Origin of the sequence: Rhodococcus sp. I2R (genome assembly GCF_020889545.1) — a bacterium.
Classification (GTDB): Bacteria; Actinomycetota; Actinomycetes; order Mycobacteriales; family Mycobacteriaceae; genus Rhodococcoides.
In genome coordinates this window covers 59,226-70,824 of the sequence record NZ_JAHUTG010000013.1, presented here as the reverse complement: position 1 = coordinate 70,824, position 11,599 = coordinate 59,226, and the positions used below count along the sequence as shown (strand labels likewise).

The 11,599-nt window shown below is 65.1% G+C and carries 11 protein-coding genes; 4 read left to right on the top strand and 7 right to left on the bottom strand.

Annotation, left to right across the window (positions count from 1 at the left end; translation table 11 throughout):
• Positions 1-46 precede the first annotated feature (46 nt).
• Both mihF and KVY23_RS15270 read left to right on the top strand, forming a co-directional pair.
• A complete protein-coding gene (gene mihF, locus KVY23_RS15275; protein WP_026347388.1) occupies positions 47-361 on the top strand; it encodes an integration host factor, actinobacterial type in 315 nt (104 codons plus the stop codon).
• 207 nt (positions 362-568) lie between these two features.
• Positions 569-1,249, top strand: coding sequence for a GntR family transcriptional regulator (locus KVY23_RS15270; RefSeq protein ID WP_230557311.1), 681 nt, complete (start codon positions 569-571; stop codon positions 1,247-1,249).
• Between the two features lie 69 nt (positions 1,250-1,318).
• Here the strand turns inward: KVY23_RS15270 and KVY23_RS15265 are convergent, their stop codons facing one another.
• Positions 1,319-3,454 (bottom strand): 3-hydroxyacyl-CoA dehydrogenase NAD-binding domain-containing protein, encoded by a 2,136-nt coding sequence (locus tag KVY23_RS15265; protein WP_206508994.1) that lies wholly within the window; start codon positions 3,452-3,454, stop codon positions 1,319-1,321.
• A gap of 8 nt (positions 3,455-3,462) precedes the next feature.
• Positions 3,463-4,674, bottom strand: a complete 1,212-nt coding sequence (locus KVY23_RS15260) for an acetyl-CoA C-acetyltransferase (RefSeq protein ID WP_230557310.1) — start codon at positions 4,672-4,674, stop codon at positions 3,463-3,465.
• A 227-nt stretch (positions 4,675-4,901) separates the two neighbouring features.
• Between KVY23_RS15260 and KVY23_RS15255 the strand changes: the two genes are divergently transcribed.
• Positions 4,902-5,132 (top strand): hypothetical protein, encoded by a 231-nt coding sequence (locus tag KVY23_RS15255; protein ID WP_075838498.1) that lies wholly within the window; start codon positions 4,902-4,904, stop codon positions 5,130-5,132.
• Positions 5,133-5,171: 39 nt separating this feature from the next.
• On the opposite strand, the gene KVY23_RS15250 is transcribed toward KVY23_RS15255, so the two are convergent.
• Together KVY23_RS15250 and KVY23_RS15245 are read right to left on the bottom strand one after the other, a co-directional pair.
• Positions 5,172-7,334 (bottom strand): DNA polymerase III subunits gamma/tau, encoded by a 2,163-nt coding sequence (locus KVY23_RS15250; RefSeq protein ID WP_230557309.1) that lies wholly within the window; start codon positions 7,332-7,334, stop codon positions 5,172-5,174.
• Between the two features lie 126 nt (positions 7,335-7,460).
• Positions 7,461-7,844 (bottom strand): nuclear transport factor 2 family protein, encoded by a 384-nt coding sequence (locus KVY23_RS15245; protein WP_230557308.1) that lies wholly within the window; start codon positions 7,842-7,844, stop codon positions 7,461-7,463.
• Between the two features lie 100 nt (positions 7,845-7,944).
• Between KVY23_RS15245 and KVY23_RS15240 the strand changes: the two genes are divergently transcribed.
• Positions 7,945-8,379 carry a helix-turn-helix domain-containing protein gene (locus KVY23_RS15240; RefSeq protein ID WP_230557307.1) on the top strand — a complete coding sequence of 145 codons (435 nt, stop codon included), beginning with the start codon at positions 7,945-7,947 and terminating at the stop codon, positions 8,377-8,379.
• Here the strand turns inward: KVY23_RS15240 and KVY23_RS25135 are convergent.
• The 3 genes from KVY23_RS25135 to KVY23_RS15225 are packed head-to-tail and all read right to left on the bottom strand — an operon-like array spanning position 8,376 to position 11,580.
• Complete coding sequence (locus KVY23_RS25135; protein ID WP_230557306.1) at positions 8,376-10,166, bottom strand: helicase-associated domain-containing protein; 1,791 nt, start codon at positions 10,164-10,166, stop codon at positions 8,376-8,378. The two genes, KVY23_RS15240 and KVY23_RS25135, sit on opposite strands and share 4 nt — an antisense overlap.
• A complete protein-coding gene (locus KVY23_RS15230; protein WP_230557305.1) occupies positions 10,163-10,738 on the bottom strand; it encodes an HhH-GPD-type base excision DNA repair protein in 576 nt (191 codons plus the stop codon). The genes KVY23_RS25135 and KVY23_RS15230 overlap by 4 nt, the downstream gene beginning before the upstream one ends.
• A 38-nt stretch (positions 10,739-10,776) precedes the next feature.
• Positions 10,777-11,580 carry a transglutaminase family protein gene (locus KVY23_RS15225; RefSeq protein ID WP_075838523.1) on the bottom strand — a complete coding sequence of 268 codons (804 nt, stop codon included), beginning with the start codon at positions 11,578-11,580 and terminating at the stop codon, positions 10,777-10,779.
• Positions 11,581-11,599: the final 19 nt, after the last annotated feature.

The window sequence follows — 11,599 nt, the reverse complement described above, 5'->3', positions numbered from 1 at the left end:
ACCATGTCAACGAGCGACGGGTCGAAACTATCGAGGAGATAAGGCCATGGCTTTACCAGTACTGACTCCGGAACAGCGCACCGCAGCGTTGGCCAAGGCGGCCGAGGCGCGCACCGCGCGGTCGAAGCTGCTGGCCGCCGTCAAATCCGGCGAGCTCAGCGTTGCTGACGTTCTCGCGAAAGCCGAGAACGACGAAATCGTCAAGAAGACCAAGGTGTCCGCCCTGATCAAGGCACTCCCGGGTGTCGGTTCGGTGCGCGCCGCTCAGCTGCTCGAGCAGCTGTCCATCGCAGACACCCGCCGCATCGGTGGCCTCGGCGCAAACCAGCGCGAAGCGCTGCTGGCTGCTGTCGCTTCCTGACACCGCTGGCGCGTGTAGGAACACACCGTTTCGCACGAGGACGATCACGATGCCGTACGGGCGTCGAGTGACTTCGAGCAATGAGGAAACGGCGGCGCCGAGCAACACGCTCGGCGCGCCGTAACTCATTGCTCGATTTTCTGTTCTCGGCCCCGGTGTTCCACCTGGGCGTCCACCGTCAGGTCGGTGATGTGATTTGCTGGTCCGATGGCTGTGAGACGTCAACCCGCCCAGGCGGCCGCATCCGCGCTGCGCCGGCGGCCTCAGCTGAGCGAGGACGTCGCCAATCATGTGCGGCACCTCGTGATGTCCGGGGAGATCCGGCCGGGTGATTTCATCAGGCTCGACGAGACGGCAGCCGAGCTGGGCGTCAGTGTCACCCCGGTGCGTGAGGCACTACTGACTTTGCGTGGCGAGGGCATGGTCGAACTCGTCCCGCACCGCGGTTACGTCGTGTCACCGCTGACGGTCGAGGACATCGTCGACATCTTCTGGCTACAGGGGCAGATTGCCGTCGAACTCGTTCGGCGGGCAGCACCGCTGATCACCGAGTCCGTACTCGCCGAACTGACGACGCTCAACGCGTCGCTGTCGGCTGCGGTGGACGCGGGGCAAGCCGACGAGGTCGAGGACTACGAGTTCGAGTTTCATCGCGTCCTGAACCGTCTGACCGAGGCGAACAAGCTCGCCTGGTTCCTCAACAATGCAACGCGCTACACCCCGAAGCGGTTGTACGCTGCCGACCCCGACTGGGGTCGATCCACGGTGCGCAATCACGAGAAGCTGATCGACGCCCTGCGCGCCGGTGACGTCGAGCTCGCATGCACGCTGATGCGGCAACAATTCACCGACGGCGCCGAACGTCTGATCGCGTACCGCAACATGTGAGGCGCTACGCGCATGTGCGCGGAAATACATAGCAGGCTATGTATTTCCGCGCACATGTGACGAAGTCGCCTACCTGAGCGAGTCCGGCGCGGTGAAACGCTCGCCGTACTTGGCTGCGAGCTCGTCAGCGCGCGCGACGAACCCCGCCTGACCACCCTTGTAGCCGACGACGTACTGGTGCACGCCGCCCGTCCACGCCGGGTAGCCGATACCGAAGATCGAGCCGATGTTGGCATCGGCCGTGGTGTTCAGCACACCCTCGTCGAAGCACTTCTGGGTCTCGATGGCCTCGATGAACAGCATCCGCTCGATGAGGTCCTCGAACGGAACGTCCGCCGAACCCGACTTGAAGGCATCGCGCAGTCCGGGCCAAAGACCGGTGCGCTTGCCGTCGGCGTACTCGTAGAAGCCCGCGCCCTTCGCCTTGGACGGACGCTCGAACTCGTCGACCATCTTGTCGATGACCGCACCCGCCGGATCCTCGGGAGGGGTCTGACCCGCAGCAACGAGCGCGTCGTAGGTTTCCTTGCGGATCTTCTGCATCAGGTTGAGCGTCAGCTCGTCGGAGAGCTGCAGCGGCGCTGCCGGGTAGCCGGCCTGCAGACCTGCCTGCTCGATGGTCGCCGGCTCGACGCCCTCACCGAGCATCGCGATGGCCTCGTTGATGAAGGTGCCGATGACGCGCGAGGTGAAGAACCCGCGACTGTCGTTGACAACGATCGGGGTCTTCTTGATGATCTGCACCAGGTCGAAAGCCTTCGCCAACGCAGCATCGGAGGTCTTCTCGCCGCGGATGATCTCCACCAGCGGCATCTTGTCGACGGGTGAGAAGAAGTGGATTCCGATGAAGTCTTCCTGGCGCTTGATGCCCTGAGCGAGGCTCGTGATCGGCAGCGTCGAGGTGTTGGAACCGAGCAGTGCGGTCGGATCGACCAGGTCTTCGATCTCCTGGAACACCTTCTGCTTGAGCTCCTCGGACTCGAAGACTGCCTCGATGACGAGGTCGGCACCCTCGACGTCCTTGGCGTCCGCGGTCGGGTGAATCCGGGCGAGCAGAGCGTCGGACTTCTCCTGCGTGGTCTTGCCACGCGAGATTGCCTTGGCCTCGATGGCCTCGGAGTACGCCTTGCCCTTCTGAGCGGACTCGAGCGCAACGTCCTTGAGCACGACCTCGATGCCGGCCTTGGCGCAGACGTAGGCGATGCCTGCGCCCATCATCCCGGCGCCGAGGACTGCGACCTTGGTGAACTTCGTCTTCTCGATGCCGTCCGGACGCGACTTGCCCGCGTTGATGGCCTGCAGATCGAAGAAGAACGCCTGAATCATGTTCTTCGAGACCTGGCCGGTGACCAACTCGGTGAAGTAACGCGACTCGATGGTGCACGCATTGTCGAAGTCGACCTGCGCACCCTCGACTGCCGCAGCGAGAATCGCGCGCGGAGCCGGCATCGGTGCGCCCTTGATCTGCTTGCGCAGGTTGGACGGGAACGCCGGCAGGACCTGCGCGAGCTTCGGGTTCGACGGGGTTCCGCCGGGGATCTTGTAACCCTTGACATCCCAGGGTGCGACGCCGCCCTCCGGATTGGCCTTGATCCACGCCTTCGCGGCGGGCACCAACTCGTCGATGCTGCCGACCAGTTCGTGAATCAGACCGATCTCGAGGGCCTTCGACGGACGGAACCGAGTGCCCTGCGCGAGGACGGTCATGAAGCCGTTCTGAATGCCGAGCAGTCGCGTGATGCGGGCAACGCCGCCGCCGCCGGGCAGCAGGCCGAGCGAGACCTCGGGCAGACCGATCTGGACACCGGGTACATCGGCCGCGATGCGGTGATGCGTCGCGAGGGCGATCTCGAGTCCGCCGCCGAGCGCCGCGCCGTTGATGGCGGAGACGACCGGCTTGCCGAGCTTCTCGATGCGACGCAGCTGAGCCTTGACTCCCTGCACCTCGTCGAAGATCAGCTGCGCGTCCTCGGGACGAGCAGCCAGAAGGTTGTTCAAATCTCCGCCGGCGAAGAAGGTCTTCTTCGCCGAGGTGAGAACAACACCGGTGATGCTGTCCAGCTCCGCCTCGAGGCGGTCGACGGTGGCACCCATCGACTCCTTGTAGAGCTGGTTCATCGTGTTGGCGCCCTGGTTGGGGTCGTCCATCGTGAGTACGACGATGCCGTCGGCGTCTTTTTCCCAATTGATCATGTTGTTCGACATAGTGTTCCTCAGACTCGCTCGATGATGGTGGCAACGCCCATGCCGCCGCCGATGCACAGGGTGATGAGGGCGTACCGGCCGCCGCGTCGTTCGAGCTCGTCCAGCACGGTTCCGGTGATCATGGCGCCGGTGGCGCCCAGCGGGTGACCCATAGCGATGGCGCCGCCGTTGACGTTGAGCTTCTCGTTCGGGATCTGCAGATCCTTCTGGAAGCGGAGCACGACGGACGCGAACGCCTCGTTGAGCTCGAACAGATCGATATCGTCGACGGTCAGTCCGGCGGTGGCGAGCACCTTCTTCGATGCCGGCGTCGGGCCGGTGAGCATGATCGTGGTGTCCGCTCCGCTGGTGGCGGTGGCGACGATGCGGGCGCGCGGAACTAGGCCCAGATCCTTGCCGGCCTGCTCGCTACCGACCAGGACCAGAGCCGCACCGTCGACGATTCCGGAGCTGTTGCCGCCGGTGTGGACGTGATCGATCTTCTCGATCCAGTGGTACTTCTGCAGCGCGACGTCGTCGAACCCGCCCATTGCGGCGATACCGGTGAACGCCGGGTTGAGCTTGCCGAGGGATTCGACTGTGGTGCCGGGACGCATGTGCTCGTCGTGGTCGAGGATCAGCAGCCCGTTCTGGTCGGTGACCGGGACGACCGACTTGGCGAAGTATCCACCTGACCATGCGGCTGCCGCGCGCTCCTGCGACTGCACGGCGTACGCGTCGATGTCCTCGCGGGAGAAGCCCTCGATCGTCGCGATCAGATCGGCGCCGATGCCCTGAGGAGCGAAATAGGTGTCGTAGTTCGTCGCCGGGTCCATGGCCCAGGGGCCGCCGTCGCTGCCCATGGGGACACGGGACATCGACTCGACGCCGCCGGCGATGACGACCTCGTCCCAGCCGGAACGCACCTTCTGTGCCGCCAGGTTGACGGCTTCGAGGCCGGATGCGCAGAAGCGGTTGAGCTGGAATCCGCCGACGGTGTCGGGCATCTTCGCAGCGAGAACCGCGGTGCGCGCGATATCGGCGCCCTGGTCGCCCACCGGCGAGACAACGCCGAGGATGAGGTCGGAAATCCGGTTCTCGTCGAGGTCGGGGAATCGACGGCGGAGCTCGTCGATCAATCCTGTGACCAGCGAAATCGGCTTGACCGAGTGCAGGGACCCGTTCTTTCCCTTGCCGCGCGGTGTTCTGATTGCTTCGTAAATGAACGCCTCTGTAGTCACAGCGGGTAGTTCCTTCCACGTACTTCGGTTCGGCGGCGACGCTCACCGACGCCGCAGGACACGAGGAATACACCTCGGATCGTCACAGCCTAGAACGTGTTGCACGGGCGGGAGAAGGACTCAAACGAGCGTGGTCCGTGACCGCATAGCTGTTTGGGAACAAACGCGCCCGGGTATATATCATCGACCCGTGGGGGGACATTGGCGCAAAAGCAGGAGATGAAGCGATGGACACCCGACAGCCGTTCACGATAGGCGCCCCCGTCAAGGTGCGTTACAGCTCCGACCCGGAACTCCCCCGGGATCAGTGGCCGAAGGAATCGGGCGTGGTCAAGGAGGACTTCGGCGATCAAGCCGCAGTAACCGATCGCACCTGGGCTCGTGCCCACCGTTACGCCGTCGCGCTCGACGACGGTCGGCTGGTATTCGTCGATCCGGACGACGTCGAGCCTGCCTGACCGCCTAGCGTTGAACTTCTGACCTACTCAACTTCTGACCTACTCCTTGAGCGGTGTGGCGCCGAGCTGAGATTGCAGCAGCTCCATCGCGACGGTCTCCGGGTCACGGCGGACCGAGGGGTCCGCTGGTTCCGCTGCCGCTTTGAGCAGCTCTTCCTCATCCTCTGCCGTTTCCGGTGGCGGCGGTCCCGCCGGTTCGGGCTCGTCCGGATAGTCCGGCGCCTCGGGCGGCGGAATGTCGTCGTCGGCGTCGCTGGATCGGACGCCGCTGGCCGCCCCGCCGCCGGAACCATCTCCAGCCGAGCCGAAGGCGTCGTCGGTGCTGCGGGCCGGTCTGCTCTGGCTGGGACGAGAGAACTTCGCTGTGGGCGCGTTCGCGGCCTCGGCGGCTGACTTGACCACCGGGGCTTCGTCGGCTGGAGCAGTTGCTCCGACCACGCACGTCACCGCCCAGTCCACGCCGAATACATCACGCAGCGCATCCCGGATGACATCGGCATTGCGGGGTTCTTGCAGTCGCTTGGCCAGCGGCGCCGAGTCGTGGCCGAGCGTGATGGTTTCGGTGTCGACCGCCCGCACGGATGCGCCGGAGAGCATCACCTCGACGGTGCGGCTGCGCTCACGGACCTTTGTCCGGACCTCCGACCAGACAGCGCGCACAGCGGCCGCATCGGGCTGTGTGGAGGCCGCCGGTGCAGGCTCGGGTGTCGGTTCCGGTTCAGGTTCGGGTGTCGGTTCAGGTTCCGGCACGGGCTCGGGTGTCGGTTCAGGTTCAGGGGTCGATTCGGGCACCGGCTCCGGCGCGGGTTCAGGCTCGGGCTCGGGCGTCGCCACGGGCTGTGGTTCGGGCTTTGGTTCGGGCGCAGGTTTCGGCTCGGGTGTCGGTTCCGGCGTCGGCTCCGGCTCGGCCGCGGGCCGCTGTGAGGGACGCACGAACTTGGGAGGGGGCGCGTCGGCGGCGGGCGCAGCCGCCTCGGGCTGCCGCTGCGGGGCCACGCGATCGTCTGCTACCCGGTCCACGGCAGCCTGTTCACCAGCAGGCAGGGTGACGTCGAGACGACGCTCGAGCCGCTCGAGGCGTTGCAACACGGCCGATTCGGCATCGGAAGCCGAGGGCAGCAACATACGCGCGCACATCACCTCGAGCAGCAGGCGCGGGGCAGTCGCACCGCGCATCTCCCCCAACCCCGAATGGACGATCTCTGCGTACCGCGCCAAGGTCGCCGAACCGATGCGCTGCGACTCCTCGTGCAACCGCTCGAGCACGTCACCGGGCACGTCGACGAGTCCGCGCTCTCCCGCGTCGGGAACCGCTCTGAGCAGAATCAGATCGCGGAGCCGTTCGAGAAGGTCGGTGGCGAACCGTCGTAGATCATGACCGGCGTCGACGACCTTGTCGATGGTTCCGAACAGCGACCCACCGTCTCCCGCGGCCAGTGCGTCGACGGCTTCGTCGATGAGGGCGACGTCGGTGACACCGAGCAGCGAAAGGGCCCGCGGGTAGGTCACGCCCTCCGGGCCAGCACCTGCGAGCAACTGGTCGAGCACACTGAGCGAGTCACGCGGTGACCCGCCGCCTGCCCGGATGACGAGCGGAAATACCGGATCTTCGACCGCCACGGCCTCTTGTGCGCAGATCTTTTCGAGCAGACCTCGCATCGTCGACGGCGGCAAGAGACGAAACGGGTAGTGATGCGTTCTGGACCGAATCGTCGGCAGCACCTTCTCGGGCTCCGTCGTGGCGAAGATGAAGACGAGATGCTCCGGCGGCTCTTCGACGACCTTGAGCAGAGCGTTGAAGCCTGCCGTCGTGACCATGTGGGCTTCGTCGATGATGAAGATGACGTAGCGCGATTCAGCCGGTGCGTACACGGCCTTGTCGCGGAGATCGCGGGCATCGTCCACGCCGCCGTGACTGGCCGCGTCCATCTCGACGACATCGAAGTTGCCCGGACCGCCCGGGGCGAGTGCCACGCACGAGTTGCACACACCGCAGGGCGTCGACGTCGGGCCTTCCGAGCAGTTGAGCGATCGCGCCAGAATGCGTGCCGACGAGGTCTTTCCGCATCCCCGGGGCCCGGAGAAGAGGTACGCGTGGTTGATCCGATTGGCGTCGAGCGCGACGGACAGGGGTTCGGTGACATGCTCCTGACCGACGACCTCGGCGAACGTCGCGGGACGGTACTTCCGGTAGAGAGCCACGGGTCAGAGGGTACCGGCGGTCACCGACACCGGCAGCGATGCCCCGGCACAGCCGAAAAGGACCGCCTCGCGCACTCGGTCCCACCGGCTATGGCCGTTCCGTGTCGAGTCTTCTCGGCGCACTGGTCAGGAGATGAGGCGAGCTCCGAAGGGGTTGTCGAGCATGATCTTCCAACTGTCGTCGACCTGGCGGCGCAGGGTAGCCACCGACAGTCCGCTGTCGACGATCGGTGTGCCGTCGGCGGCGGTGCCGCTCATCGTCCACGGCGCAATATGCACCGCGATGTCGCCGGTGGTCATGACCTCGTGTCCGTCGTCATACCTGAATTCCGGTTTTGCCGCGGCGAAGGCCGCGAACCCGGCCCGCAAATGCTGCTCACCGCGTACGGGTTCGCCGGGCTCGAATGCCACCACCGCGTCGTCGACGTAGAAGGACATGACGGTGTCGATATCGCCGCGTTCGAGGGCAGCGGTCATCGCGGAGACAGTGTCGATCACGTTCTGTTGCACAAGTACTCCTCGGTTCGAGAACTGCGGGTAGTCGATGGTTCGCCGACAATCGTAGCTCAACATTCTGATCATGCAAATGTTTACGGGTATGCTGGCAGACATGAAACGCGCGGTGGGAAAATCTACGTGCCCGATGAACATGTTCCTCGAGGTATTCGGGGATCCGTGGACGTTGCTGGTGCTGCGCGACATGCTGCTGGTCGGCAAACGACGTCCGGTGGAGTTCCTCGACTCCGACGAACGGATCTCGACCAGCGTGCTGATGGATCGACTCAAGCGACTCGAAGCCGCCGACCTGGTAAACCGAGTGGGCGGTAGCGAACGCAACCAGGTCAAGTACGTCCCGACCACAAGAGCTGTCGACGCGCTGCCGGTGCTCTTCGAGATGGTCTTGTGGAGCATGGAACACGAACCGCAGGCTCAACCACTGGAACGGGTGATGACCCGTATCCGCTCCGCGCCCGGGGCTTACATCGCCGAGATCCGCGCCGAACTCGAACGCGAGATGAGCGAATCGGCTCGGATGGATGCCTAGGACCGCAGCGCCCGCACCATCCGGATACTCGTCAGTTCGATACTGCGTCGGCCGTTCGCCCGCAGCGACCATGCGTGCACGACGCCTGCGTCGAGAACCGCATCACGCAACTCGTCCCTGACAATTCCCGACTTTCGGTCGACGAGGTCGACAGCAACAGGTTCGCCGTGCGAGACCGCACCGGCCAGTACGACGCAATCGCGGGCCGGCAACCCAGCCCCGGCCCGCAGCCTGTGTGCCACACGGTCGAGATCGACCTCGACGGGCGTTCCGGACACGAGGTGGGCGGCCAGCGTCGCTGGATCGAAACCCGTGCGTTCGATCAACAGGGATCGGTCAGCGAAGCTGCTCGGGGTCGCCTTCGCGGAGGTAGGAGAACCTGCCGTGGGTGTGAGCGGCGCGTAACCACAATCGAACATCGCCTCGGCGATTCCGTGGCGACGCGCGCAATCGTTGATCAGGTACTCCAGCGACTGTGGAATGACCGTTGCAGCGGTGTCGGACAGCTCCGCCAGTAGCCCTTCGGCGGTTCCCCCGGCGTCGAGGCATCGGTGCACCGAGGTCGGGGTGAACCGCCACGTCGACGCCGCGTCCTTCGATTCGGCTTCGGCCGATGCTGTCAGAAGGGCCGAAATCCGGTCGCTCACCGGGCCTGCCACCACCGCAGTGAGGTCAGGCAGCAGGTGCAGCGTGCACGCCGAGGAGTCGACGATTCTCCGCGCCGCCGGTTTCAAGGCGAGCACGACGTCCTCGACCTCCGCCGAAACGAGTCGCCCCAGTTCCGACGACAGTTCGCTCGGAGACCCATCGACCAGAACTCCGAGGATCATTGCCTCGCGCCAGATCGCGGCGACGTCACCGGGCTGGGCTTCGTCGACGAGATCGGGCATGGCCCACTCGAAGAACGCCGCCGCCTCGCGCTCCGAGCCGACACCGGCAGATGGCATCTCGGCGATCATTCGGTGTCGCAGACGGGTGGTCGACGGCCAATGCGGGGTCATCCGCAGCACCGGGGTTGCCTTGTCCTTCGACGGAGCCCTGTTCGTCGGCGATCCTCCCGAGCACCACCACAGCGCCACCGATCGTGCCCATTTCACCTCGCGTTCAGATTCGCGCCAGGCAGCCAACGAGGTAGTACATCGGGCGAGGTCGCCCTCGGCGGTGATCAGCCCGGCAGCCGCACCGAGGGTGAGCACGAGTTCGACGACGAGCTCATCGTCTTTGACGGTCTTGGCCAGCGACTTCACCACCCGGGCCCCGATTCCGCGCGATTTGAGCACGGGGACCGAACCCGAATCCACCTCGGTGAGGACCGCATCGGCGGTATCGCAGTATCGGGCGAGCGCCAGTTGTTGCGAGGACGGTGGGGACACCCGGATCGGCCGCAGAGGCGGCGGCGCCAGGTGCGGGACCGTGTCGATATCGATCGTGCGCCCATCCAGCGGTGAGGTCCGATAGCTGTGTGCGGCGCTGGGCCAGACGATTCCGCGGTCGACGAGTTCGGCGAGCGCCCGGTCGATGTCTTCGGTGGTGTTTTTGCCGCCCTCGTCGAATCGGGCCCCGAGCTCGGCCCGTGTGCAGTTCTCGTCCAACGCTGCAAGCACGAGCAAGGCGCTACGGTCGACCGATCGCAGCGCTGCCGTGATCGACCGCGGCGTGTGCAGCAGGTATTTCAGCGAGTCGAAGGTGCGGGGCGGCGGATCGAGCGCGACGTCCCGGCGCAGCCGCAGCAGCGTTTCAAGCCGATCGGCACCGAGACCAGCGAGCCAATCCTCGTACGTCGTCACTTCTTCTTTGCTGCCGCCTTTGCGGCCTTCTTGAACTCCCGGACCTCGAGCAGAGACTGCGCGTCGACGACATCGGCGATCGATCTGCGGGCTCCCTCGTCACCGTAAGCACCTGCGGCGCTGCGCCAGCCCTCCGGTGTGACACCCATCTGCTTACCGAGCAGAGCCAGGAAGATTCGCGCCTTCTGGTCGCCGTACCCCGGCAAGGCTTTGAGACGTTTCAACACTTCTGCGCCATCGGGGTCGCCGCGTCGCCAGATCTGATCGGGCTTGCCGTCGTAGTTCTCCACCAGATACTCGGCGAGCCCTTGGATTCGCTTGGCCATGGACCCCGGAAACCGGTGCACGGCAGGCGTTGTGGCGCACACGGCTGCGAACTCTTCCGGATCGGCCGCGGCAATGGTGTTCACCTTCAGATCACCGAGCCGGTCGACGAGTTTCTTCGGGCCGGCGAACGCCGACTCCATCGGCACCTGCTGATCGAGCAACATCCCGATCAGCAGCGCGAACGGATCCTCGGCGAGGAGCGCATCGGCCTCGGGGTCGCCGACCAGGTGCAATGTGACAGACATGACCTCGATCATGTCACTTCTCCGGCACTGCCGTCGATCTAGGTGATCGACACCAGTTGAGTGATGTCGTCGAACGGGAGTGGGCCGTCGACGATGGCTCCCACCGTGGCACTGTTGAGGATGATGGACCCGCCGTGGTTGTCGAGGAATGCCGTGTCGGCCGCATCACGACCGGTCGCGATGCGTACGAGAGTCGAACGCGGTGCCAGGCACGTGGCATCGACCACTCGCCACTGACCGTCGACGAACGCCTCGGCGACGGCATGGAAGTCCATCGGGTCACAGCCCGGCGCGTAGACGGCCACGAGCCTGGCCGGCACGTTCACCGCGCGCAGCAGCGCGACAACCAGATGCGTGTAGTCGCGGCAGACTCCGGCACCGGCGAGCAGCGTGTCGGCGGCTCCATCGATCGGATCACTGCTGCCGGGTACGTAACTCAACCGTGAACCTACCCACGAGGACACCTCGGCCAGCAACTTCTCCGACGGCTCGTAGGATCCGAATTCTGTTGCAGCGAAACCGAAGAACTTGTCCGCCTCGGCGTAGCGACTCGGCCGCAGATACAGCGACAGGTCGTAGTCGGAGACGGGCGCCGGATCGGCGTTGCCGTAGATGGTCGCCGAGTACGAGACCTCGAGCTTGCCCACACCGCAATACAGCTTGTGGATGCGAGTGCCGTGCGCACCACTGATCTCCTGGGCGTCGACGGGCTGGCCATCGAGGCTGAACGAGAGCGCTTCCCACACGTCGGCTCCGGGATGTGGGGCGATGGCGATCTGGAACTCGAGGGTGCTGGCCTCGGTGACATCCACGTCGAGATAGGCCGAGACGTCACGTTTCATTTGGCTGATACTGCCACCA

Coding starts and splice junctions, on each gene's coding strand:
- KVY23_RS15230 (WP_230557305.1), bottom strand. CDS start 10,738: ATGTCTGTCACATTGCACCTGGTCGGCGACCCCGAGGCCGATGCGCTC.
- KVY23_RS15255 (WP_075838498.1), top strand. CDS start 4,902: ATGGACACCCGACAGCCGTTCACGATAGGCGCCCCCGTCAAGGTGCGT.
- KVY23_RS15225 (WP_075838523.1), bottom strand. CDS start 11,580: ATGAAACGTGACGTCTCGGCCTATCTCGACGTGGATGTCACCGAGGCC.
- KVY23_RS15270 (WP_230557311.1), top strand. CDS start 569: ATGGCTGTGAGACGTCAACCCGCCCAGGCGGCCGCATCCGCGCTGCGC.
- KVY23_RS15240 (WP_230557307.1), top strand. CDS start 7,945: ATGAAACGCGCGGTGGGAAAATCTACGTGCCCGATGAACATGTTCCTC.
- mihF (WP_026347388.1), top strand. CDS start 47: ATGGCTTTACCAGTACTGACTCCGGAACAGCGCACCGCAGCGTTGGCC.
- KVY23_RS15265 (WP_206508994.1), bottom strand. CDS start 3,454: ATGTCGAACAACATGATCAATTGGGAAAAAGACGCCGACGGCATCGTC.